At 50.8% G+C, this 24,910-nt stretch carries 23 protein-coding genes; 17 read left to right on the forward strand and 6 right to left on the reverse strand.

Translation table 11 applies throughout. From position 1 onward, the window contains the following. The 7 genes from KK083_RS18900 (at position 1) to KK083_RS18930 (ending at position 7,739) form a co-directional block, all read left to right on the forward strand. The gene (locus KK083_RS18900) at positions 1-1,458 is read left to right on the forward strand and encodes a B12-binding domain-containing radical SAM protein (protein WP_254166174.1); all 1,458 of its coding nucleotides are present in this window, start codon (positions 1-3) and stop codon (positions 1,456-1,458) included. A gap of 12 nt (positions 1,459-1,470) precedes the next feature. Next, positions 1,471-2,268: a methyltransferase domain-containing protein gene (locus KK083_RS18905; protein ID WP_254166176.1), complete on the forward strand. Its 798-nt coding sequence runs from the start codon at positions 1,471-1,473 to the stop codon at positions 2,266-2,268. 6 nt (positions 2,269-2,274) lie between these two features. Beyond that, positions 2,275-3,090, forward strand: a complete 816-nt coding sequence (locus tag KK083_RS18910) for a class I SAM-dependent methyltransferase (RefSeq protein WP_254166178.1) — start codon at positions 2,275-2,277, stop codon at positions 3,088-3,090. Then, positions 3,087-3,881: a class I SAM-dependent methyltransferase gene (locus KK083_RS18915; RefSeq protein WP_254166180.1), complete on the forward strand. Its 795-nt coding sequence runs from the start codon at positions 3,087-3,089 to the stop codon at positions 3,879-3,881. The genes KK083_RS18910 and KK083_RS18915 overlap by 4 nt, the downstream gene beginning before the upstream one ends. A gap of 97 nt (positions 3,882-3,978) precedes the next feature. Next, positions 3,979-5,733, forward strand: coding sequence for an ATP-binding cassette domain-containing protein (locus KK083_RS18920; protein ID WP_254166182.1), 1,755 nt, complete (start codon positions 3,979-3,981; stop codon positions 5,731-5,733). 1 nt (position 5,734) lies between these two features. Further along, positions 5,735-6,646 (forward strand): glycosyltransferase family 2 protein, encoded by a 912-nt coding sequence (locus tag KK083_RS18925; protein ID WP_254166184.1) that lies wholly within the window; start codon positions 5,735-5,737, stop codon positions 6,644-6,646. A gap of 19 nt (positions 6,647-6,665) precedes the next feature. After that, positions 6,666-7,739 (forward strand): glycosyltransferase, encoded by a 1,074-nt coding sequence (locus KK083_RS18930; RefSeq protein ID WP_254166186.1) that lies wholly within the window; start codon positions 6,666-6,668, stop codon positions 7,737-7,739. Here KK083_RS18930 and KK083_RS18935 read toward each other — a convergent pair. Both KK083_RS18935 and KK083_RS18940 read right to left on the reverse strand, forming a co-directional pair. Continuing rightward, complete coding sequence (locus tag KK083_RS18935; protein WP_254166188.1) at positions 7,711-8,805, reverse strand: glycosyltransferase family 4 protein; 1,095 nt, start codon at positions 8,803-8,805, stop codon at positions 7,711-7,713. The genes KK083_RS18930 and KK083_RS18935 overlap by 29 nt on opposite strands. A 3-nt stretch (positions 8,806-8,808) precedes the next feature. Beyond that, positions 8,809-9,885 carry a hypothetical protein gene (locus KK083_RS18940; protein ID WP_254166190.1) on the reverse strand — a complete coding sequence of 359 codons (1,077 nt, stop codon included), beginning with the start codon at positions 9,883-9,885 and terminating at the stop codon, positions 8,809-8,811. A 44-nt stretch (positions 9,886-9,929) separates the two neighbouring features. Between KK083_RS18940 and KK083_RS18945 the strand changes: the two genes are divergently transcribed. Both KK083_RS18945 and KK083_RS18950 read left to right on the forward strand, forming a co-directional pair. Beyond that, complete coding sequence (locus KK083_RS18945) at positions 9,930-11,438, forward strand: B12-binding domain-containing radical SAM protein (RefSeq protein ID WP_254166198.1); 1,509 nt, start codon at positions 9,930-9,932, stop codon at positions 11,436-11,438. Beyond that, a complete protein-coding gene (locus KK083_RS18950) occupies positions 11,435-12,127 on the forward strand; it encodes a HemK2/MTQ2 family protein methyltransferase (protein ID WP_254166200.1) in 693 nt (230 codons plus the stop codon). Before KK083_RS18945 ends, KK083_RS18950 begins: the two co-directional genes overlap by 4 nt. Here the strand turns inward: KK083_RS18950 and KK083_RS18955 are convergent. The 3 genes from KK083_RS18955 to KK083_RS18965 form a co-directional block, all read right to left on the reverse strand. Continuing rightward, positions 12,099-13,121 carry a radical SAM protein gene (locus tag KK083_RS18955; RefSeq protein WP_254166202.1) on the reverse strand — a complete coding sequence of 341 codons (1,023 nt, stop codon included), beginning with the start codon at positions 13,119-13,121 and terminating at the stop codon, positions 12,099-12,101. The two genes, KK083_RS18950 and KK083_RS18955, sit on opposite strands and share 29 nt — an antisense overlap. Before the next feature lie 223 nt (positions 13,122-13,344). After that, positions 13,345-14,112: a ZIP family metal transporter gene (locus KK083_RS18960; protein WP_254166204.1), complete on the reverse strand. Its 768-nt coding sequence runs from the start codon at positions 14,110-14,112 to the stop codon at positions 13,345-13,347. A gap of 8 nt (positions 14,113-14,120) precedes the next feature. Continuing rightward, the gene (locus KK083_RS18965; protein ID WP_254166206.1) at positions 14,121-15,071 is read right to left on the reverse strand and encodes an FAD:protein FMN transferase; all 951 of its coding nucleotides are present in this window, start codon (positions 15,069-15,071) and stop codon (positions 14,121-14,123) included. A gap of 193 nt (positions 15,072-15,264) precedes the next feature. On the opposite strand from KK083_RS18965, the gene ruvB reads away from it, so the two are divergent. Further along, positions 15,265-16,293 (forward strand): Holliday junction branch migration DNA helicase RuvB, encoded by a 1,029-nt coding sequence (ruvB, locus tag KK083_RS18970; RefSeq protein WP_254166214.1) that lies wholly within the window; start codon positions 15,265-15,267, stop codon positions 16,291-16,293. A gap of 115 nt (positions 16,294-16,408) precedes the next feature. Here the strand turns inward: ruvB and KK083_RS18975 are convergent, their stop codons facing one another. Then, the gene (locus KK083_RS18975) at positions 16,409-16,828 is read right to left on the reverse strand and encodes a nucleoside-diphosphate kinase (RefSeq protein WP_254166216.1); all 420 of its coding nucleotides are present in this window, start codon (positions 16,826-16,828) and stop codon (positions 16,409-16,411) included. Between the two features lie 209 nt (positions 16,829-17,037). On the opposite strand from KK083_RS18975, the gene KK083_RS18980 reads away from it, so the two are divergent. The 7 genes from KK083_RS18980 to secDF all read left to right on the forward strand — a co-directional run bounded on the left by KK083_RS18980 (position 17,038) and on the right by secDF (position 24,281). Beyond that, on the forward strand, positions 17,038-18,051 hold the full coding sequence (locus KK083_RS18980; protein ID WP_254166218.1) for a DHH family phosphoesterase: 1,014 nt from the start codon (positions 17,038-17,040) through the stop codon (positions 18,049-18,051). A 63-nt stretch (positions 18,052-18,114) separates the two neighbouring features. Continuing rightward, positions 18,115-18,987 (forward strand): FKBP-type peptidyl-prolyl cis-trans isomerase, encoded by an 873-nt coding sequence (locus KK083_RS18985; protein ID WP_254166220.1) that lies wholly within the window; start codon positions 18,115-18,117, stop codon positions 18,985-18,987. Positions 18,988-18,995: 8 nt separating this feature from the next. Then, the gene (locus tag KK083_RS18990) at positions 18,996-19,526 is read left to right on the forward strand and encodes an FKBP-type peptidyl-prolyl cis-trans isomerase (RefSeq protein WP_254166222.1); all 531 of its coding nucleotides are present in this window, start codon (positions 18,996-18,998) and stop codon (positions 19,524-19,526) included. Next, a complete protein-coding gene (locus KK083_RS18995) occupies positions 19,526-20,110 on the forward strand; it encodes a non-canonical purine NTP diphosphatase (RefSeq protein ID WP_254166224.1) in 585 nt (194 codons plus the stop codon). The genes KK083_RS18990 and KK083_RS18995 overlap by 1 nt, the downstream gene beginning before the upstream one ends. Before the next feature lie 50 nt (positions 20,111-20,160). Beyond that, complete coding sequence (locus KK083_RS19000) at positions 20,161-20,787, forward strand: uridine kinase family protein (protein WP_254166226.1); 627 nt, start codon at positions 20,161-20,163, stop codon at positions 20,785-20,787. A 66-nt stretch (positions 20,788-20,853) separates the two neighbouring features. Then, the gene (locus KK083_RS19005; RefSeq protein ID WP_254166228.1) at positions 20,854-21,198 is read left to right on the forward strand and encodes a hypothetical protein; all 345 of its coding nucleotides are present in this window, start codon (positions 20,854-20,856) and stop codon (positions 21,196-21,198) included. 104 nt (positions 21,199-21,302) lie between these two features. After that, positions 21,303-24,281, forward strand: coding sequence for a protein translocase subunit SecDF (gene secDF / locus KK083_RS19010; RefSeq protein WP_254166230.1), 2,979 nt, complete (start codon positions 21,303-21,305; stop codon positions 24,279-24,281). Positions 24,282-24,910 lie beyond the last annotated feature (629 nt).

Consider the following 24,910-nt stretch of genomic DNA (forward strand, 5'->3'; position numbering starts at 1 on the left):
ATGAGCACGGTGCTATTCACACATTCTTACTTTTATAAATTCGATGCGAAGCAATGGAAGTTCAAACAGCCGTATCCGCCGCTGGGAACCATTCAGGCGGCAGCTGTGCTCAGGGATGCGGGCTACAGTGTCTCGCTCTTCGATACCAACCTGAGAGACTCGCCACATGAGCTCATGCCCATGCTGCAGCGCATACGGCCTCGCTACTTCGTTATCTATGATGATGGCTTCAACTATCTCACCAAAATGTGTCTCACAAAAATGCGTGAAGCCGCTTTCGTGATGAGCACCGAAGCAAAAGCATTGGGATGCATCGTGATCGTATCGAGCTCCGATGCCGCCGATCATTATGAGAAGTATTTTTCACATGGCGCAGACTATGTGGTGCGCGGAGAAGGTGAAGAAACACTGAAGTCATTGTTGCTGACTCTCGATCAGGGTGGAGATGCCGCGCAGGTGCAGGGCCTTGCTTTCAGAAGGGCGGATGAAAACATGCTCACCGGCACAAGACCTGTGATCAAAGACCTTGACAGCTTGCCCCTGCCCGCGTGGGACCTCGTGGATATAGCTGCTTACCGCAAAATATGGTTGCGTCATCACGGTTATTTTTCGCTGAACATTGCTACCACCCGGGGCTGCCCGTTCAAATGTAACTGGTGTGCCAAACCGATCTATGGCAACCGGTATACTTCACGGTCGCCGCAGCACGTTATTCGTGAGATAGCGTACCTTCTGGAAACATACAAGCCCGATCATTTCTGGATGTGCGATGATATTTTCGGTCTAAAGCCGGGATGGGTGTGTGAGTTCAGGGATCTGGTGAAAGAAAGACGGCTAAGTTTTCAGTATAAGATCCAGTCGCGTGTGGATCTCTTGCTGGAAGAAGATACCATTGACGCCCTGGCACAATCGGGTGCGGAGACTGTATGGGTGGGCGCGGAATCGGGTTCACAAAAGATCCTCGACGCCATGGATAAGGGAACCACGGTAGAGCAGATCGTGGACGCTAGCCGGTTGCTGAAGCAGAAGGGTGTGAAGGTTGCTTTTTTCCTGCAGTTCGGATACCTGGGTGAAAGCCGCGACGACATCGGCAAAACCATCCAGATGGTGGTGGATCTTTTGCCAGACGAGGTAGGGATCTCCGTTTCCTATCCCCTGCCCGGCACAAAATTTTATGAAAAAGTGAAAAACCAGCTCAGGGAGAAAAAGAACTGGAGTGAATCGGATGACCTGGACATGATGTTTGAAAGTACCTTTAAAACCGCTTATTATCGGCAATTACACCGTTACGTCCACAGTATTTACCGTAAACACAAAGGTTATCATACATTGCGGAAACTCTTGAGCAACCCTTTGCGTCTTAGCTATAGGGACCTGCGCACGGGACTGGCGACGTTTTATTATATCCCGAAAGCCTTTGCACAACAGATCAGGCTTAAAACCCTGGAAACAGCATGATTTAAAAAAGTTATGGCAGTGCCGTTCGATCATATCGCATCTACTTACGACTCCGTTTTCACCCGGAGCACGATCGGCCAGTTGCAGCGCAAACAGGTATGGAAATACATTGAAAGTATTGTGCCCCAGCTGCGCGGTTTCGAGATGCTGGAACTGAATTACGGCACCGGCGAAGATGCAACCCTGTTCGAGGAGCGCGGCTTTAACATCGTGGCTACCGATATCGGCCAGGAGATGCTGAAGGTGACCCAGAAAAAATCCGAACAGTTTTCGATGCAGCACAGCATCAGCTCGCATTACCTCGACCTCGACAGCTTCAGCGAAACCTTGTTCGATAAAAAATTCGATCTCGTATTTTCCAACTTTGGCGGCCTCAACTGCATCAATCCCGAATCGTTTAAAAAACTGCTGGAGAAGCTTCCCGAGATACTCAATCCTGGAGGACGTTTTATCGGCGTGGTGATGCCCAAGTTCTGCGCATGGGAAACCATCTTTTTCCTGCTGCGCTTTCAGTTCAGGAAAGCCTTCAGGAGGCTCACCTCCAAAGAAGTGATCTCAGATTTTTATGGTACCACCGTTAGAACGTGGTTCTATCAGCCTTCCCAGATCAAGACGTGGGCGAAGCCCAAATTCCGCCTGGTCTCCCTCAAACCCGTTGGGCTCGCGCTGCCACCTTCTTATATCGAGAGACTTTTTTCACTCAAAAAACGCTGGCTGCTGCGGCTGAACGAGTTTGAAAAAAAGATCAACACCTCCCCTGCATTCTCGGGCATGGCTGATAACTTTATCATTGACCTTCAGTTAATGTAATATCATTTGATCCAGGCGATAGACCATCAGGAAGCAGTGAACCGGGCTTTCACCCGGCAATCGACTCGTTATGACGAAGAAGACCGCGCCAATCCCGTGTTACAGGATATGCGCCATCAGGTCTATGAACACCTGGACCAGTTTCTGAAACCCGGTAGCCACGTGCTGGAGCTCAATGCAGGCACAGGCATCGATGCGCTGCACCTCACGTCGCTGGGCCATCGTGTACATGCCATCGATATCTCTGATGGAATGATCCGCGAGATCGAAAAGAAGATCGCCACGCACCAGCGCTCCGGCATGCTCACATGCCAGCAGCTTTCATACGACCAGCTCAACCAGGTGGAAGGAGAATTCGATTACGTGTTCTCGAACTTCGGAGGACTGAATTGTATTCGTAACCTTGCTGAAGTTACCCGTCATTTGCCAACGTTGTTGAAAAAAGGCGCTTATGTAACCTGGGTGATCATGCCCCCGGTTTGTGTGTGGGAATTGCTGTGGATTTTCAAAGGGCATCCGCGGCAGGCGTTCAGGCGCTTTGGCAGCGAAGGAGTGCTCGCCCATCTTGAGGGAGAATTTTTCAGAACCTACTATCATTCCCTGTCAGATATCAGGACTGCCTTTGGGCCTTCTTTCGAATTTATTAAAACAGAAGGCCTGGCGGCGCTTTCACCGCAACCGCACCGTGGCGATTTTCCGCGCCTCCACCCCCGCCTGTATGCCACCCTTAGAAAAACAGATGCTTTGCTCAGGAATAATTTCCCGTTTAACCGGTGGGCCGATCATATTATTGTAACTTTCCAGTACAATCCACCGATATGACCTTGCGGGAGCAGCTGACCCACAACGCAGCATTTGTATTCAACAATAAGATCTTTTATCAGTCAGGGATCGAAACGAACCTTGAATTTGAAAAGAACTACGTTGAGCTCAGGCAACGTGAGAAACGTGTGTATACCGATAGCGTTGTAAAAGAGCTTCCCAGCATTGCCCCTGACCATCACCTGAAAAAAGAATGGAAGATCAGGCAGACCTCTCTCAGAAAATTGTGCGGTTATCTGGAGGCAAAAAAAAGTCCGAAACGGATCCTCGAGCTGGGCTGCGGCAATGGATGGCTTTCGCATCACCTGGCCTTGCTCGCCAACACCGAGGTGCTGGGCATGGACCTCAATGAAACAGAGCTGCTTCAGGCCGCAAGTGTTTTTAATCCTGTCAACCGGCTTTCATTCGCTTACGCGGATATTTTTACAACCGGCGCTCTTCCTGAGTTTGATTACATTATCCTGGCCAGCAGCCTCCAGTATTTTCCCGATGTGAAGAAGCTTACCGGCAAACTGTTTCGTCAGCTTTCACCCGGCGGAGAGATCCACATCATCGATACGCCGATCTACGACAGCGCCGAAGTGATCTCTGCACGCGCCAGATCTGCTGAATATTTCAACCTGCAACAGTCAGGTATGAAACCGTTTTATCATCATCACGATTGGAAAACGTTTGATGACTTCACGTTGCAATTGCTGCACGACCCCCGCTCCATCACCAACCGCCTCGCCGGACTGGTCTCCGTGCAGTCGCCTTTCCCCTGGATCTGTATCAAGTCGTCGGACCACTGACACGTGCGCATGCCGGCGCGCAGTAGTCTGACGACTCTTCAGTTACCGTTACGCTCAAGGCTGCACAAAATAATTTCCTTATCTTCCTTCCCGAAAAATGAAGAAGAACCTGCTGCAACATGCGCTTGGCCTCATACCCCGCCACCAGAGAAAAAGTGGTGTGTTGCTGATCCTGTTGCTTACGCTGAATGCGTTGCTGGATCTTTTCAGCCTGGCTTCGTTCCTGCCCCTGATCATGATCATCATCCGGCCTCAGCAGCTCTCCGGCGATTCGTTGCTCCACACCCTGTACCGCAGCAGTCCTTTCAACGATCCGGTGCAGTTTGCCATTGCGCTCACCGTTATCGCCGTCGCATTCATCTTTATCAAAAGTGCAATGAGCAACTGGATCACGCTGCGCAAGGCTACCTATGCTTATGGCGCGGCAAACCAGATCGCTGCAGGTGCATTGTCACGGTACCTGAGCATTCCATACAACATGTTCTCACAGATCGATCACACGCGCGAAATGAACCGCATTGCCACGCTGCCCCTGACGTTTGCCAATAATTTTATCATTCCTGCGGGTACCATTGTTTCAGAGGCGCTCATCACACTGCTGCTGCTCGCTGCCCTGGTCTTTTACGATACCCGGCTGGCATTTTTCCTGATGCTGGTGCTCATTCCTTTCGGCATGCTTTACAGGATGAAACGGCAAAAGATCAGGCACAGCAGTGAACAGGTAAAACAAACTTATCCGCTGCTGCTCAAGCACACCCTGCAGGCCGTGGAAGGGTTGCCCGAGATCAGGGCCTTTGGAAAGGAAAAATTCTTCTGGAAAAAATTCACCGATGCTTTTGAAAAAGTGGGGGTGATCTTTTCCAGGGATCACGTGCTCCATACCGGCACCTCGCGCGTAACGGAATCAGTGGCCGCCTTATGCATCGGTGTGTTGATCATTTACGTGCTCGTAACCCGTAAGGCCGCGGACGAAGCGGTGCTGCTGCTGAGCATCTATGCCGGCGTGAGCTTCAGGGTGATGCCCTCCGTGAACAGGATCTTCGCGGCGGTGCTGCAGATCAGAACCCATGAGTATGTGTCGGAAGAGCTGATCCAGATGGGAGCGCTTCCCCATGAACAGGCCTCCCCGGGGGAGCAGGTGTCTCGTGTCGCGTTCAACGAAAAGATCGAGCTGCACAACATCACTTTCGGACATGAGGCGCATCATGCTTTGCTGAGAAATGCTTCGCTTACCATTCACAAAGGTGAGAAGATCATTTTGCTCGGGCGTTCAGGAAGTGGCAAAACAACGTTGTTCCTGCTGCTCATGCGTTTCCTGAGGGAAAGATCGGGGCAGTTGCTGCTGGATGGTAAAGTTATAGAAGATGCACACACACCCGGCTTGCGAAAGCTCATCGGTTATGTCTCACAAAATCCGTACGTGCTCGATGCTTCCGTGCTGGAGAACATTGCTTTCGGCGTGCCCGCTATGGATATCGATGTGAACAAGGTGAAGCAGCTTGTCCGCGACCTCGACCTGGATTCGTGGGTTGAGTCATTACCCGAAGGTGTCAACACCGGCATCGGCGAAAAAGGAGTGAAGATCAGCGGCGGCCAACGCCAGCGCCTGGCCATTGCGCGGGCCCTCTACCACGATGCCGAGATCCTGTTGCTCGATGAAGTTACCAGTCAGCTCGACCGTGAAACGGAGCACGAAGTGATGCAGGCCATCTTCCGCATGGAATCGAAGCATAAGACCATCGTGCTGATCACGCACCGCCCGGAATTGTGGACGTCTTTTGATCACGTGTATGAGCTCAAAGACGGATGTTTTTCGAAAGCGGAGCTCAAAACCTTTCAATCGAGTTTTTAATATGGCAGGTACCCGGGAACAACCTCCGCTGGTGAGCATCATCATACCCACGTATAACCGTGCTGCGCTCATTGGCGAGACCATTGAATCGGTACGGCAGCAGACATGGACCAACTGGGAACTGATCGTAGTGGATGATGGCTCAACCGATCACACGCCCGACCTGATGCAGCAACTGAACGATCCCCGCATCAGATATTACAGGATAGCACATTCCGGAGGTTTCGGCGTTGTGAGGAACCACGGCATCTCGAAAGCCAGCGGTGAATTCATTGCCTTTCTGGATTCAGACGACCTCTGGCATCCGCGCAAGCTCAGCGCACAGCTATCATGCTTCGAAGCCGAGCCTGGCACCGCGTTTGTTTTTACACACATCGAGCTCTTCGGGGCTACCAGCGTTGTGCTGCCCGAATACAACGCAATCCATGGAGATCATTTGCTTTCACGTTACCTGCAGGAGGGGCATTTCGCCTTTTATCCGTCAACGCTCATGTTCAGGAAATCTGTTCTTGCACAAACCAGTTTCATGAACGAGCAGCTGCCTACCGGTGCCGATACTGATTTTTTTCTGAACCTCTGTTGTCACTTCAAAGGCTCGTTCCTGGGTGAACGGCTGGCGAAGATCCGCAAGCACGATCACAATACATCGGCGAGCGACCCGTTATTCAGTTACCCGGAAACCGTGGCATTGGTGCAGCGCCTGCATAAAAAGGGATACCTGACACATGCCCTCTACCGTGCCACCGTAAGCAAACTGTATTATAAAATGGGATTGATCTTCAGGCAGCACAAACAGCACAAAGAGTCGTTCAAATGTTTTCTGCTGTATTCACGCTTCAGGCCTTTGCACTGGAAAGGATGGATCAGGTTACTACAGATCCCGGTAGATTACCTCGGAAGTCTCTCACATTAGGCCGATCCGGAATACAGTCATGCCCCGCCAGCAAACACTCGTCATCATATCACCTGGTTTTCCCTCGGATGAGCGGGACACTACCTGCCTGCCGGCACAGCAATTGTTCGTGAAGTCGCTGAACAAACTTTTTCCAGACCTTCGCGTCATCATTGTAGCGCTCCAGTATCCTTATCGCCGCGACCGGTATCTATGGTTTGGCAATACCGTGATCGCTTTAAACGGCAAGTCCGTGCCCAAGTGGCTGCGGCCGTGGGTGTGGATCAATGCCTATTATCAGCTCGAAAAGATCCACAAGCAAACCGGTATCACAGGCCTGCTCAGTTTCTGGTGCCACGAGACCGCCCTGATCGGGAAACTTTTCGCTTCCAGAAAACGGATCACCCACCGGATCTGGATCAAAGGCCAGGACGCAAGAAAGAGCAACTTCTTCGTGCGCATGATCCGGCCCGCCGCCATCGAGCTTGTAGCCCTCTCGGAATCACTTGCTGAAGCTTTCGAAAAAAATCATTACGTGAGGCCGGCGCATATTGTGACTAACGGAGTGGATACAGGCATGTTCGGGAAAAAGAAGGTCAAAAAGGAGATCGATGTGCTGGGCGCAGGTTCACTCATTCCACTGAAGCAGTATTCGATCTTTATCAGCGTTGTGCGGTCGCTCGTCAAGGTCAAACCCGATCTCAAGGTGGTGCTGATCGGCGCCGGCCCCGAGTTGCAACGCCTGCGTACAGCGATCCAGGAAAACAACCTGGAAGAGCACATCGTTATGCCCGGAGAAGTGCCACACCAGGAAGTGATCTCGTGCATGGAGCAGGCAAAGATCTTCCTGCATCCTTCTGCTTACGAAGGTTACAGCACAGTTTGCCTGGAAGCATTGGCCGCGGGATGCCACGTGGTAAGCTTTGTGTCGGCAGAGAAACGCGCCATCGAGCACTGGCATATCGTGAAGAACGAAGCTGCAATGACGGCTGCCTGTGCCGCATTGTTACTCTCTGAAACCTCTGATTTCACACCCGTAGCGGTGCACACCATGGATGACAGTGCCCATAAGATGGTAGCGCTGTTCAATGTGATGACGAGATCACCGCATTGATCTTCGTGGCAATGGCTTCGAACGAAAGCGCTGCAGCAAACTGATCCAGCACTTTACGCTTCTCCTCCTTCCTGTCTAGCGTCACACTTTTTTCCAGTACACTGACCAGCGCTGCCACATCGCCACGGGAGAACAGCGCACCACACTTCCCATCACCGGTCATCATGCGGAAGGCAGGAATGTCGGTAAGCAAGGGAATACAGCCGCACGACATGGCTTCGCACACCGCCACACCACTTCCTTCGTAGTGCGAAGTGGAGATGATAAAATCTGCCGCGTTGAACCATTGCGCCATCTCATGGTGTGGCACTGCTCCCACCAACTTGATCTGGTTGGTCTTTTTCAGGGCGAGAGCTTGCACGGTTTCGATCAACGTGTTGCCCGTGAAGATCATGTATAACGTTGCGGACGGGTGACGCGTTGCAAAATCGATAAATGCTTTAAGAAGAGTTTCCGGATCTTTATTCCGATCGAGTCTCCCCACCCATAGATAAACAGGATCGCCCTGCACACCGCAGGCAACTTTCGCTGCAGCCGGGTCGGTGGCTGTGAATGTGGACGAAACTTCCATTACCTCGTGCACCTTTGCCGGGTCTCTGATCACACCTGCATCCTGCCACATTTTTCCCAACGCAGCTGATGAGAAGAAATATCCTTCCACAAAACGGTCGGCCCATCGCGCCAGCAAACGTTTATGATATCGCACAGGCCGCTCCGCGTGATGCTGCATAAAATATCTTACCCTGGGGCCAAGCATCAGCCGGAGACACAACAATGGCCATGAGAAATGAAGGCCATGAACAATGACCACGTCAGGCCGGAGCGTCTTCACACAATGGTTGACTGTGGAGGGAAGAAGCCGGTGCCAGCGACTTACTTTTAAAAAGTGATACTGCGCACCGCCATGCGTCACAACACCTTCATAATCGATACAATGAATACTGCTAACGTCATGCGTTTTGGCCATCTGCGTAACAATGCCCGTAAAAAAATTAATGGCCTGTAACCATTGCTGCGGATGATGATGCCCGGAAGTGGCGGCATAAGAGACATGAACGATCTTCATGGGTTATCGCAGCAACAGGTGAGTAGGCATTCCATGGTCAAGACGCCACTGGGCATAGTACTGGTGGATGTGCGCCAGCGTCAGACCTTCCTTCAATTTTTCTTCGTGCACCTGCTCGTAAAAATGAATCCGATGGATGCCTGCATCGAACGATCCGGTCTGGTTCAGCTCCCGATAGCGAATCGCCTCCCGTGGCAACGGTATCTCATACGTCTTCGAAACATGCGGAGCGCAGTTGAACAATGCACGCTCGCGCAGCTCCTGCATGTGATTTTTTCCCAGCGCATACACATCTTTGAATGCCTGCACATCCATGTACGACAACGCAAGCCTCTTCAACCGGTCTACCTGGCTGTTGGCTTTGCCGTTGAGCCGCAGCGAGCTGATGTAAAATTTTGATAACACGGGTCCGTGCAGGTCTGTGGGAAACATATTCATTTTTTCGCCCTCACGAAGTGTGATCAGCGGAATGATCCTGGGCACCGCATAGGCTATCCGCACCATGTCGTGCAGGTTGCCCGGCAGGTTCACGTTACCAACCGGGTTGGGTCTTATCTTTTCGCGTTGCCTGTTCACAAACTGGTGCCAGGAGCTGATGAACGAATGCCGGCCCTGCACACCTTCATAGAACAAAACACGATCTTCGCCCAGCACTTTTTCGTAGATGCGTTTCAGCACCAGCCTGGCCACCGCTTTTGAGTCAGTGACAAAGCCCGACCACCGGCTGTTCGCCACAAACGGTTGGTGATGGAAATTCAAACAGATGGTATCAGCCCGGTCAAAAGCTTGTTGCGGCTCCCGGGATGAAAGCGTGACGGCGATGATCAGTGGTTTGTATCCTATAAACAGGTGTCTCTGGGTAACATCGAGTGTATGATCTTCACCGGAAAAGGTAAGGGTAACAGCAAGGGGTGAAGACAGCTCTTCCAGTGCTACACAAACGTATTGCTGGGGAATACCAAGGCCGGTTATTAATTTTTTAAAGACGGTGTTGATGTGGAATGCTGTGTTTGGCTGTTTTAAAATTAACCATCCGTCCAGGAATATAAAAATCGCGTTTTGTAATCGATATTGTGTCAACCGCAAATTCCTTTTCAAAAAATTCATTTGCTATCTTAGGAGCGATGAGTGAGGTTCTTCTTTTCAATCCGCGGAGCGCGCGGGCCAAGCACCGGATCCCGAATTCAATTCTCCAGGTAGGCGCTTCCATCGAGGGTAAATACGATTACGTTTTTGTGGATGGAAATCTCGAGCACGATCCGTGGCAGACCATAGAGCGGCATCTGAAAAAAGGAACGTTCCGTTATTTCGGCTGCACCGCCATGCCAGGCCCTCAGCTCAGGCAGGCCATTCCTTATTCAAAGAAGATCCGGGAACAGTTTCCGCAGATCACCATCATCTGGGGCGGATATTTTGCCTCCAACCAGTATCGCTCCGTGATCGGTGCTCCTTTCGTGGATTATATCATCAACGGCCCCGGCGACGACGCCTTCCCGCAGCTGCTCCAGGCGCTGGATGAAAAGAAGCCTGTGAACAACATCCAGAACCTGATCTTTAAACAGGGCAACGAGATCATCAAAACTTCCCTGGCGCCGCTGCTTGACCAGGATAAGCTGCCGCAGCTTCCCTATGAAAAGCTCGCCACTTTCTATCCGCTGAATCGTTACCTCGGAAAGACATTTTTAGGTGCACGCACTGCGGCCTATCACTCCAGCATGGGTTGTCCTTTCACATGTTCGTTCTGCGCGGTGGTTCCCCTCTACAATGCGCGGTGGAAGGGAAAATCGGCACAGCTCATTTACAAAGACATCAAATACCTGATCGATAACCACGGTGCCGACTCGGTTGAATTTCATGACAACAATTTTTTCGTCAGCGAAAAACGCACCGTGGAATTTGCCAGGCTGATCCGGTCCGAGAACATTTCTTGGTGGGGCGAGGGGCGCATCGACACCATTGATAAATACAGCGATGAGTCACTGGCACAAATGCGCGAGGCAGGTTGCAAGATGATCTTCTTCGGTGCCGAGACCAGCAACGACGAGCTGCTGAAAAAGATGGACAAAGGAGGCACGCAAACCACGGCACAGATGAAACGGTTTGCGGCCCGAATGAAAAAGTTCGACATCATTCCCGAATACTCTTTTGTGCTGGGATTTCCCGCAGAAACCGCACAGCAGGTAGAGCAGCAGATAGACCGCGACATCGCTTACATCAAGGAGATCAAGAACATCAACCCCGACACAGAGATCATCATCTACGTTTACTCGCCGGTGGCCACCGAAGGCTCAGAGATGTATGAGAAAGTAAAGGCCGCGGGTTTCAAGTTCCCCGAAAAGCTGGAAGACTGGCTCGAACCGGCGTGGCAGAATTTCGATCTTCGTAAGAATCCACTCACACCCTGGCTCACAGCTCCCATGGTCGACAAGATCCTTGGTTTCGAAACGGTGCTGAACGCCCGCTTCCCTACGGTTTCTGATTTTCGTCTCACTCCTGTCAAGCGTAAGATCCTGCATCTGTTGTCTTCCATCCGTTACCAGAAAAGTTTCTACAAGTTGCCCTATGAGCTCAAGGCGCTGCAGCGGATCTGGAAGTACCGCCAGCCGGAGATCGAAGGATTTAAAATGGAATGACCGTGCGCCGATCGCTGAAACATCTTGCCTCGCTGGTAATGATCCCCGCGGTGCGCTGGTACCTGCGCAAGGAAAGAAAGTACACCTACAACGGTATCACTGCTGTGGTTCTGCCTGGCGTTTTTCACCCCGGACTTTTTTCAAGCACCACGTTCCTGCTCGATTTTCTGAAAACACAAAACCTTGAAGGAAAAACATTTCTTGAGCTCGGATGCGGCTCAGGATTGATCTCGGTCACAGCCGCCAGGGCGGGCGCACAGGTCACGGCCAGCGACCTGAGTATGAAGGCCCTCGAGAACACACGCCGCAACGCTGCACAAAACAATGTTGCCATGAAAGTTGTTTATTCAGACCTCTTCGACAAGATCGGCCGCACCTTCGACTGGATCATCATCAACCCACCTTATTACGCGCAGCAGCCCAACAGTGACAGCGATCTCGCCTGGTATTGCGGAGAGAATTTCGAATATTTCAGCAAGCTCTTCGGAACGTTGAAAGAACATATTCACCAGGGTACGGAAGTGGTCATGGTGCTTACAAAAGGATGCGATCTGCAACGTATTTTTTCGCTGGCCGATGAGAAGGGATTTGCGTTCAACCTCATCCGTGAGAAGAAAGTGATGTTCGACGAAAAAGATTTCCTCTACAGGATCATGCCACTCAGTTCAGCTGCCGGAGCCCGAGCTTAAGGGAGCACACACATTTTTTACAGGTCTCGTCATTACTCATATCGAGATTACGCCTGAAGGCAATGGCCTCGCGGGAATTGAGCAGGTCCGGAAGATTGTTGTCGTAAATGTTTCCATAAGGCTTGTGAAAGAAACAGGGCATCACCGAGCCGTCGGACTCGATCACGGCAGAAACCCAGGGCGCATTGCACACCGTTTCCGGGAAATCGGTAAGTCCGTTAATAGCCTGATAATACTGCACGATCTTCTTCATCTTCACCGGCGACTCTGCGATGAACTTCTGCGCATAAGAGTCTTGCAACGTCTCGAACGATCGCTCCACGATGCTTTCAAGCTCCGTCGTTTCCGCCACCGTCAACGCGATCTCGCTTACCCGTTCCTCCTGCCAGTGTTCGGGCCGGTTAAAGGCTGCGCTTGAAACATCTGCCGCAAGGAAAGAGATCTGGTCGAGGCCAAGGTCTTTGGCAGCCTGCACAATATTGATAAAGTCGGCATAGTTGTATCGTTGCAGCACACAACGCGCGCTCACCCTGAAACCCGGCTTGAGATCTTTCAGCGCTTTCACGCCCGCGGCCAGCTTCCTGAAACCTTGCGGGATATTCCTGATGCGATCGTGGATGCTTTCGCTTCCGTCGAGCGACACGATAACATCGCGGAAATGATCCACGATGGCTTGTGCATTTTTTTCCAGCAGCAACCCGGTAGAGAGCAGCGTGATGCTGATGCGTTGTGCTTTCAATACCTCGCAGAACTGCCACAGGTTGGAGTGCATCAGCGCTTCACCACCCGAAAAAACCACTTCGCGCACGCCCAGTTTTTTAAAATGCACGGCATGCTTTTGCAACTCCTCCACTGACAGCTCGCGCTTCTCATGGTTGGCCTTCCAGATATCGCACATCACGCACCGGCAGTTGCAACGGCTGTGCGGCATCAGCACGATTACGGGAAGGTTGTAGATCCTATGGGTGGCGAAAGTCAGCAGCCTCTTGAACATGCTGGAAATTAAGAAAGAAAGTGCTACTTCTCAGGTGCACCCGTTGTACAAATTTGGTGACGCTTGGTTGCCGGTTACCAGTTACCGGTTTCGGAACATATCCATTTGAAGGCGTATTTTCATATCACAAATACGAAAATACAATCGGAGAATTATAGCAAACTTTAAACTTCAAACTTGAAACTTCTAACTTCTACCCTGCCACCCGGCAACTGGCAACCGTTCAAAGCATATACTCGGCAGCTACTGCAACCAGCGAACCAAAAATAGCAACCGCCAGCTTGCGGGCATTGAAGCGGTGGTCGGGACTGCTTTCAAAAACAATGGTGGTGGAGATGTGAAGAAAATTACCACACACGAGTGCATACAGGTAGATCAACGCTGTAGCGGAGATGATCTCTTCGGAGGCGAGGTAGCTGCTCAGCAACAATCCTATGGGAGCGGCGAATGAAAAACCGATCAGGTAAGGCAATGCCCTGCTGCGCGAACGAAGCTGAAAGGCCAGCACTGTCATCAAAGCAAATGCTGCCGGGGCGCGATGAAGCGCAATGCCAAGCAGAATGGCGTTCACATCATAGGCAGGTCCCATGGTGGCAGGCTCGGCAAGCATGCTCCCTTCCAGGAACGCGTGGATGCAGAGCGCGGTCAGCAGCACCAGCGCAGAAACAGACTGCCGGTGATGGCTGTGGTGATGATGCCCGTGATCGTGATGGTCATGCGTATGGATATGGCCATGCTCCACACCCGAGGTGAAATATTCCAGCAACTGCTGAAGAAAAAATCCGGCGAGCACAAACAAGCCGATCAGCTCGATGCCCAGGTGCTGCCTGTACAGCTCAGGCAGAATGTGGATCACCGTGATAGCAAACAGGTAAGCACCTGCAAACACCAGCAGCAGCTTGTAGTTTGTATTCTTCCCTTTGGGCACGAGATAAATGAGCAAGCCGGAAATAAGCGGTGTAAAAAAAAGAACAAGCAGTTTAAGCGTCATATCTGTTTTCAGGGTTCAATATTGATCAGTTCCCGAATGCCCGGCGTAGCATACACCCCCGTTTTTCCATCGGGTGTAGTATAGAGCAGCAAGGCTTCCAGGTTGGGATGTGTTTTCAGCAATGCTATAGTTTCATCGAGGCCTACCACCATCATGGCGGTATCCCACGCATCGGCGGTAGCACAATCTTCGGCGAAGACTGAGGCACTCAGCAACGTATGTTGTACTGGCGAGCCTGTTCGGGGATCGATGGTGTGCCCGTATTTTTTCCCGTTGATCTTGCGGTAATTAAAATAGTTGCCTGCCGTGGTAAACGACCGGTTGTTGAGCGAAACATAAGCCTTGAAAAACTGGTTGTCGCGGGTAGAATTCGGATCGAGGATGCCGATCTTCCAGTAATCGTTACGACTTAGATTTTTGCCACAAGCCACACCTTCGCCGCCCAACTCCACCAGAAAATCGCTGATACCTTTCGAGCGCAGAAACTGTGCGATAACATCAGCCCCGTAGCCCTGGCCAATGCCGCCGAAGTCGAGCTGAACACGCGCATCATATTTCCGGATGCTGTCCTTGCTGAGTTGTATTTTTTTATATCCCACGAAAGTGCGGAGTGAATCGATTTGCCGGGCATCGGGCACACGCTGCTTTTCAGGACCAAAGCCCCAGGCATTCACCAGCGGCATCACCGTAGGATCAAACGCTCCATTCGTAGCCGCTGCAACTTCGAGCGATTTTTTCAGCGGCGCATACAGGTACGGAAGCTTCAGGGCAATTCCCTGTTTACTTTTATTGAAGGCAGACACTTCTGACGACGGATCGTATGTGTTGATCGACTTGTTCACCAGCCGCAGCAATGAATCAACGGAGGTTTTCAGGTCCCTGTTCTGTGTGTCGAAGTAAGTAATGTGATAGGTTGTGCCCATGGTCACCCCTTCAATGAAGCGGGGTTCCGGAGCCATCAGCCAAACCGCAATGAAAATCAGTGGCAGGGTGAAAGAGTGGATAACGTTACACTGACCAATTTGCATGCGCTTCAACCTGGAATAGGCTGTAAAATTATAGATTTTGGCGTAAATGCAACAATGTTGTAAAAAGAATAATCGGGTTCGTGATCTGGAAGGGAATGTGTAATTTCGTGTATCAATACAAACTATGCGTGAAGACTATCTGCAGGGCGGTGGCGAAGGATTAAGCGCTACAGAAAAAGAATTCGAAAAAGCCCTCCGCCCACTTTCGTTCAGCGATTTTACAGGTCAGCAGAAGACCGTAGATAACATCAAGGTTTTTGTGCTTGCCGCCAAACAACGCAGCGAGCCCCTTGATCATGTGCTGCTGCACGGACCTCCCGGCCTGGGCAAAACAACGTTGTCTCACATCATCGCCAACGAGCTCGGATCAAACATCAAGATCACTTCCGGCCCGGTGCTCGACAAACCCAGCGACCTCGCGGGACTGCTCACCAACCTGGAGCCTCACGACGTGCTCTTCATCGACGAGATCCACCGGCTCAATCCCATCGTGGAAGAATACCTCTATTCTGCCATGGAAGATTTCCGCATAGACATACTGCTCGATTCGGGTCCCAATGCGCGGTCTGTGCAGATTGGCCTGAACCCGTTCACGCTTATCGGCGCTACTACGCGGGCTGGCCTGCTAACCTCTCCGTTACGGGCGAGGTTCGGCATCAACGCACGCCTTGAATATTACGAAGCTCCGTTGCTGACCAGCATCGTTAAACGTTCGGCAAGTATTCTTAACAGCCCCATTCAGGACGACGCCGCCTTCGAGATCGCCCGGCGCAGTCGTGGCACACCCCGTATTGCCAACAATTTATTGAGGAGAACCCGTGACTTCGCCCAGATCAAGGGCAACGGTATCATTGATAAATCCATCTCCCAGATCGCCCTGAAAGCGCTGGATGTAGATGAGAACGGATTAGACGAGATGGACAATCGCATCCTCTCCACCATCATCGAAAAATTCAAAGGTGGACCGGTGGGCCTTAGCACCATCGCCACAGCGGTAGGTGAAGAAGCAGAAACCATTGAAGAAGTATACGAACCCTTCCTGATCCAGGAGGGCTACATCAAGCGCACATCCCGCGGCCGTGAAACCACCGAGCTGGCCTACAAGCACCTGAAAACAATTCCACCCGCGAAAACACGGGGCCTCTTTGATTAGCCACAAGTCTCCAGTTACGAGCTGTAGAATTAAATAGCGCCGAGCTTTCAGCCACGGCCACAAGAAATCAGTCCAGTCACCCCCTCCTTTTGCAAAAAGGAGGGGGCCGGGGAGGTTAGTATTTCTCTTGTCCTGCGAAGAAGAAGCTTCCTTCGATGTCTGCGTTCACATCGCTGTCAGAACCGTGGATGGCGTTGGCTTCGATGGATTTTGCAAACAGGTTACGGATGGTGCCGGGTTCAGCTTTCTTCGGGTCTGTAGCACCGATCAGTTTCCTGAAATCTTCCACGGCATTGGCTTTCTCGAGGATCATCGGCACAATAGGGCCTGATGACATATAGTCACAGAGGTCTTTGTAGAAGGGACGCTCTTTGTGGATGGCATAAAATTGTCCGGCGCGCTCCTTTGTCAGTTGTGTCTTTTTCATCGCCACAATGCGGAAGCCGGCTTCTTCGATCATCTTGGTGATGGCACCTGTATTGTTTGCTCCGACAGCGTCGGGTTTGATCATGGTAAAGGTTCTGTTTCCAGCCATATTCTTTTTTTATTTCTTTGGTTAATCTTCGTAATCGGCCGCAAAAATAACAGTTTCGTCCATAGTCCATAGTTTATGATCTATAGTTTTTAGCACTTTCGTCTCAGTTGCCGGGGCCGAAAAATGTTCTGGCCGGCACACTCAGCGCTGCTAAAGGCATTAACTATTGACTATTTTTTCTCATTTTTGCCCCTCGCTTTGCCCATAACATGCAGAATCTCCCCGCATTCAAGGAATTTATGAACCAGCCCCGGAAAGTGGTGATCGTTACCCACGTGAAGCCGGACGCCGATGCGCTGGGCTCCTCGCTGGGGCTGGCGGGATATTTGAAAAAGAAAGGGCATACCGTGAAGGTGATCACCCCCAGCGATTACCCTGATTTTCTCACCTGGATGCCCGGTAACTCCGAGGTGCTCATCTTCCAGAAAGATAAGCCCAAAGCAGCCGAAGCATTTATCAGCCAAAGCGATATCGTGTTTTGCCTTGACTTCTCCAGCCTGCAACGGATCAACGAGCTGGGCAAAATGGTGGAGAAAGCCACCGCCAAAAAGGTGCTCATAGACCATCACCTCGAGCCGGAGAAATTTGCCGAGTTCGAGCAGTGGGATGATACAGCCGCTTCCACGGCAGAGCTGGTATACAAGCTCATTCGTGACATTGGCGATGAAGACCTTGTTGACCAGAATATCGCCAACTGCTTATATGCCGGCATCATGACCGATACCGGTGGATTCAGGCACCCCAACACGACTTACGAAGTATTCCAGATCGCTTCTGCGTTGGTAGCCCACGGCGCGGATCCCTCAGGCGTCTCAAAGCTCATCTACGATACCAACACGCTCGAGCGCTTAAGGCTGATGGGTTTTGTGCTGAGTGAAAAACTGAACGTGCTGCCTGAATATCGCACGGCTTTCATCACACTTTCCGCAGAAGAGCTGAAAAAATTCGGATCGCAAACGGGCGACACGGAAGGGCTGGTGAACTACGGACTATCCATCAAAGGCATACGACTCTCAGCGCTGATCTCTGATCGGAAAGAAAACATCAAACTTTCATTTCGTTCTCTTGGAAGTTTTTCTGTGAACGAGCTGGCCAGGAAACACTTTGAAGGTGGCGGACACAGGAATGCGGCCGGGGGGCAGACCAATCTGACGTTGGATGAGACTGTCAAAAAATTCCTCGACCTGCTGCCGCAATACAAAGATCAGCTTCTGGCCGATTAAAATTTTTTTAACAAAAACGCATTACAACCTTTAAATCGTAAATACTGTCTAAACAAAAATAACATGGTCAAATTATCGTATGTGCTGTCAGGCTTGCTGTTGCTTCTTGCAGCATGTAAGCAGTCCGAAACTGTAAAAACTACCCGCAGCGGCCTGAAATATTCCGTGATCAAAGCCGGCGACGGCGTTACCGGAAAAAAAGGTGAGATCCTGGTGTTCGACTTTCAATTGAAAGACTCCAAGGACTCCGTTTGGAACGACAGCTACAAAGAAGGATTACCGGCTGCCATGGAGATCAGGGATACCGCAGAAGTGAATATGGAAGATGGCGTGGCACAAATGCTGCGTGAGCTTTCTACCGGTGACAGTGTAAAGACGACCATGACCATTCCCGAGTTCTTCAAAAACCTGGTGCGCAGACCTCCGCCCCCATCTGTTGATACCACGGGCTCAGTAACGTATACCATCAACGTGAAAGACGTGATGAACTTCGACGAGTTCCTGGCATGGCGCGAAAAGACCACCACTGAACGCGACAGCAAACAGATCCAGAAATACCTGGCTGATAACAAGCTGGAAGCTAAACAGGATACCAGTGGCATCTATTATATCATTCACAATACCACAGGTGGTGCAAAACCGACTCCTGAAAATTGTGTTGAGGTAAAATACGAAGGCAAGTTCCTGAAAGACGAGCGGCTGTTCGATAAGAACGAGAAGATCGGTTTTTCATTGAACGAAGTGATCCGTGGCTGGAAACTTTCCATTCCCATGCTGGCGAAAGGAGATTCCGGAACATTCTTCATTCCTTCAAAGCTTGCGTATGGCCCTCAGGGTTATCCCGGCGCCATTCCTCCCGATGCTGTGCTCATCTTCAAGGTGCAATTGCTGAATTTCGCCAATGAAGTTGACCCCGCGACGAGAACATGTAAATAATCTAGACTATGAAATACAGGATCATCTTAAAGCTTTTTGTCGGTGCCATCTTCGGTGCAGTGCTTTTAACAAGCTGTTTCGACAATGACATTCCATCCGTTGAAGAGATATTGAAATCCAACCTCGAAGGCGCGGATCAAGAAAGGCTTGCGGCCGACCTGAAAATTATCGACGACAGTCTTTCACGCTGGGGTCTGGTGGCCCAAACAGAGCCCAACGGTGTTCGTTATATCGTGCACACCCAGGGCAGCGGCCCGAAACCTACACTGAGAAGTGGCATCATCTTCAACTATGAAGGAAGGTTGCTCAGCACCAACAGCGTATTTGACGATGGCGATATGGCTGGCGCTCCGCTGAGTCAGCTCATTGTAGGATGGCAAACCACACTGCCCCTGCTCAATGAAGGCACAAGGGCAACACTCTACATTCCGTCGGGTTATGCTTATGGCGCACGGGAGATCAGAGACGCAGACAATAAGGTGGTGGTACCCGCCAATGCCAATCTTATTTTCGAGATAGAGCTTGTAGATGTACGGTAGTGGATCTTTGTTTCGCATCCAATAACAATCATAAACTTTCCGAGATCAGGCCGTTGCTCGAGCCTGATTTCGCTGTTTTAAGCCTGGCGCAGATCGGGTGCCATGAAGAGCTGCCCGAAACACAGGCTACCATCGAAGGCAATTCCCAGCAAAAAGCCGAATACGTCTTCGATCGCTACCACGTGCCTTGTTTTGCAGATGACACGGGCCTGGAAGTAGAGGCTCTTGGCAACGCACCGGGCGTCTACTCTGCACGTTATGCCGGCGAGCACAAGAATAGCGACGACAATATCAACCTGCTGCTGAAGAACCTCGAAGGAAAGCCGAACCGCAAAGCGAGATTCCGCACCGTGATCACGCTGGCAGGTCTTGGAGGCCTTCACTTTTTTGAAGGTGTGGTAGAAGGTACCATCATCACTACCAGAAAAGGTACCGATGGCTTTGGATACGACCCCATATTTCAGCCGGAAGGTTTTACCAGAACGTTTGCCGAGATGTCTATTGCAGAAAAAAATGAGATGAGCCACCGCGCCAGGGCTACGCAGAAGCTGATCGCCTTCCTGAAAAATTACGCCCGCAAGTAAGTGCCTGGCAGCAGGACCGCCGATATTTCGTATTTTTCGGGGTCATTTGTATGCAGAAACCTTTCACCATCGGAATTACCGGAGGCAGTGGCTCTGGTAAGACATTCTTCATCAACAGCCTGTCGAGCCGGTTTGCCCCCGATGAAATATGCCTTATTTCACAGGACCATTATTACAAAGCGATCAACCTTCAGACCATAGACAGTAACGGCATCGAGAACTTCGACCTGCCCTCTGCCATTGAAAGAGAAAAATTCCACGAAGACATCCTGAAAATAAAAAAAGGGGAGACCGTTACCATCAAGGAATATACCTTCAACAACCCCAAAGCAGAGCCAACCTACCTCGTTTTTAAGCCGGCCCCGATCCTGATCATCGAAGGCCTGTTTGTGCAGTATTTCGAAGAGATCGCCAGCGAGCTCGACCTGAAGATCTTCATCGAGGCCAAAGACTATATCAAGCTGAGCAGAAGGATCAGGCGCGATAACGATGAGCGCGGCTATGACATCCACGATGTGCTTTACCGGTTCCAGCACCATGTGATGCCTGTGTATGAAACGCTCATAAAACCGCTGAAACAGCAGACAGACCTCATTATTCCCAACAACCAGGACTTTTCAAAAGCCCTGGATATCCTTACGATGGCCCTGAAAACCAAGCTGAAAGCCAGCGTTTAAAACCTGGCGGAAGCGTTTGCAGATTCACCATATATTTGCCTACTTTTGTACCCCTTAGTAATAACTATGAGCAAAAGAGTGCACCCATTGACGCTTATCATCGGCAGCCTGCTGGCGATGGTGATCGTATGCACTCAGTGCTTCCATTTTGAAACCAAATCCTTTACCAAAAAGGAGATCAGCACCGGTCAGGAAGAGAGCAGTCAGCCCGCAGATGAGGCCATGGTCTCATTGCCTTCATTCTCGTTACCTGCTCCCGTGCATGTTCAACTCAACCTCGATGCCTATTGCCTGTTTGAAATTCTTTTCGAAGAAGATCAGCAACTGGATTCGTCCGCAGAAGCGCCTGCCTATCCGGAAAAGCTATTGATCACGCTTTTCCGTGTCATCATTTCGCCTAACGCACCCTGAGTAAGTCTTAACAGATCTTACCTGCCCGGTGTTATTCGCCGGACAAGGCTTATTGCACCATTTCATTTGAACTAATTAAATTTTTTTAAACCCTATACATTTTTATGAGAAATAAAGGATTCGTGTCAGTGCTCACAGTGGTGGTAACCCTGTTGTGCCTGTACTACCTCTCGTTTACGCTGATCTCGCGTGGCGTGCAGAAAGATGCCACCGAATACGCAACCAACAGCGCAGGAGAAGTTGACCCCAACAAAAAACAATATTATCTCGACTCGGTCTGGAACAAGCCCGTGTTCAACTTCTTTGGCATGAAAGAATACACTTACCGCGAGATCAAAGACGGCGAGATCAGTCTTGGCCTCGACCTTCAAGGTGGTATGCACGTAACGCTTGAAGTTTCACCGGTAGACATTCTCCGTGGACTGAGCGGCAACAACCAGGATTCCGCTTTTGTGCAAGCTTTACAAAAAGCCTACACAAAATCGAGGAACAGCCAGCAGACCTTCAGCTCACTTTTCTTCGACGCTTACCGCGAAGACAATCCGGGCAAACGCCTGGCGCCGCTGTTCGCTACGGCATCGACCCGTGGCCGCATCAGCCTGAACGCCACTGACAGTGAAGTGATCAGCATCGTTGAGCAGGAGATCGAAAGCGCCATCGAACGTTCTTTCACCATCCTGAGAAGCCGTATCGACCAGTTCGGAACATCACAGCCCAACATCCAACGTTTACCCAACGGCCGCATCCAGATCGAGATCCCCGGCGCAGAGAACCCGCAGCGTGTAAGAAAGCTCCTGCAGGGTGTTGCCAAGCTCGAGTTCTGGGACGTTGTTGAGCCCACAACACTCAATGCTTCCTTCATGGCCATCAACGACCTGCTGGTAGCGGAGCAAAAAGAAAAAGCCAAAAATAACGGCACCACTGCAGAACCTGCCAAAGAGAACCTGAAAGATATTCTGTCGAGCGACCAGCCCAAGCAGGATTCAGCCACCTCTGAGCTTGAGAAGAGTCTGGCCAACGCAGCCGACAGCACAGGACTTGATACATTGCAGAATCTCAGCGTATCTCCGCTCTTTACACTGAGCAGCCCTCCTTATTCTTTCCGTTATGACCTGAAAGACACGGCAGAGATCAACCGCATTTTCAGACGCGAAGATGTGCTGAACCGCCTTCCCCGCAACATTGGTGTTTTCTGGGCCAATAAAGAAGACAAGTACTCTACCGATGTGAACGAAGAGCCGAAGCTGCAGCTGTACTTCCTGGATCTTGGAAGGAATAAAAAATCGAAGCTTACCGGTGAGGTGATCGTCAATGCCAGAAAAGATTTTGACGAAAGAGGAAGAAATGCCGTAAGCATGTCCATGAACACTACGGGTACAAAGGTATGGGCAAAATGGACTGCCGATGCCGCCACCAAAGGTTCACGGATTGCGATCACACTTGATAACCTGGTGTATTCTGCCCCCGGCGTGAACGAGGAGATCCCTTTCGGAAGCTCTATCATCTCCGGTAACTTTACAGACGAGGAAGCGAAAGACCTTGCCAACATCCTGAAAGCCGGTTCACTGCCTGCTCCTACTAAAATTGTTGAAGAAGCAGTTGTTGGACCTACACTCGGTGCTGAATCCATCCAGAATGGTTTGATCTCCATCGTAGTAGGCTTTCTCATCATCATCCTCTTCATGGTGGCAACCTACAACTCTGCAGGCTGGGTAGCCGATGCAGCCGTGGTGTTGAACCTTTTCTTCCTGCTGGGGATCCTTGCGTCGCTGAACGCTGCGCTTACCCTGCCCGGTATCGCCGGTATTCTGTTGTCGCTCGCCATTGCGGTAGACGCGAACGTACTTATCAACGAAAGGGTGAAGGAAGACCTGAACGATGGCAAGCCTATGAACCTGGCGGTGGGCAACGGTTATAAGAACGCGTTCTCCGCCATCATCGACTCGAACGTTACTACGCTGATCAAAGGTTTTGTGTTGCTGACTTTCGGCTCGGGCCTCATCTACGGCTTCGCTGTAACGCTGATCATCGGTATCCTCTGTTCACTTTTTACATCAGTACTGTTCACACGTCTGATCTTTGAATTCTTCACAAAACGTGGCAAGAGCCTGAGCTTCTCGTTCTCATGGTCAAAGAACCTGTTCCGCAGCATCAGCATCGATTTCATCGGCAACAGGAAGATCTATTATATGGTCTCTGGCGCTGTGATCCTTGCCGGTATGATCTCACTGGGCATTAAAGGCCTGAACTATGGCGTTGACTTCAAAGGTGGCCGTACCTACATCGTTCGTTTCGAGCAGCCGGTAAGCACCATCGATCTGAGGAACAACCTGGCGGCTTCATTTGAAGCTGCGCCTGAGGTGAAGACCTACGGATTTGACAACAAGTACCAGATCACCACCAGCTACCTGATCGAGAACGACTCAGAAGAAGCTACCAACACAGCGGAAAGCAAGCTGAATGAAGGGCTTGCCAAGTTCTCCGGAAATAAATCGGAGATCCTGAGCTCATCTAAAGTTGGACCTACCGTGGCAAGCGATATCCGGGTTTCTGCCTTGTATGCGCTGATGATTGCCATGGGCCTGATGTTCCTCTACATTTTGATCAGGTTCAGGAAGTGGCAGTTCGCTTTGGGAACGATGGTGAGCCTTGTGCATACCGTGCTGATGGTTGTGGCGCTGTTCTCGTTGCTTGAGAGCATTATGCCTTTCTCACTGGAGATCGATCAGTCGTTCGTGGCAGCTATCCTGACGGTGATCGGATACTCCATCAACGACAGTGTGGTGGTATTCGACAGGGTTCGTGAGTTCTTGACAGGCATGAAGAGTGGCGAGAGCACACCTACCGTAATCAACAATGCCTTGAACGATACGCTAAGCCGTACCTTGATCACTGGTATGTCTACGATCTTCGTGATCATCATCCTGTTCATCTTCGGTGGCGAGACCATCAAAGGTTTCACTTTCGCGATGCTGATCGGTGTATTGATCGGAACGTATTCTTCGCTTTGCATCGGCACACCTGTACTGGTTGATTTCTCTACCAGGGGCAGCAGCAAAAAGCTGGAGCCGGCGAAAGCCTAAGTTGTTTAGTCTTCGAATTAAGCCTGCGTGAGGTTTCTCGCGCAGGCTTTTTTATTGGAGGTGGATGAAAAGGAGCCAGAAGCCAGAAGTCAGAAGGAGGAGTAAGAAGCAAGGAGTAAGGAGCGTACGTCCAAGGTGTTGGAGGAACGGTGCTACGCATCCTGGTATGTCAAGAACCGTGGTGATACGAGGAAGCAGAAGCCAGCCGTTAAGTGTATTGGATATGTCATCCCTGACGGTATTTTGTTCCACCTTCGGCTACCATGTATCGTCCTAGCGGACCCTCGTTACTCCAGACTGATGGCAAATGGTTTACTGGGAACAGCGGGTTGGTAGGATGGGAATACTACGCTTGTAAAAGAAGTCAGAAGGAGGAGGAAGTTCAGAAGAAGGAGTAAGAAGCAAGGAGTAAGAATTAAGGAGTGGAGCGTGCACAATGCGATCTAAGGAACGGGTGTCTTTATGCGCAGCAGAATTCAATCTTAGAATGACCGAATGCAATCAAAGGCCTGAAGGGCCTTAATGTAATAACCATGGGTGAAACCCATGGGCAAATAAAAAAGCCTCGTATTACTACGAGGCTTTTATGATGAAGAAAGGCAACGACTTACTCTCCCAGGTGTTATCCT

The organism is Chryseosolibacter histidinae, from assembly GCF_018598225.1.
Lineage (GTDB): Bacteria > Bacteroidota > Bacteroidia > Cytophagales > Cyclobacteriaceae > Chryseosolibacter > Chryseosolibacter histidini.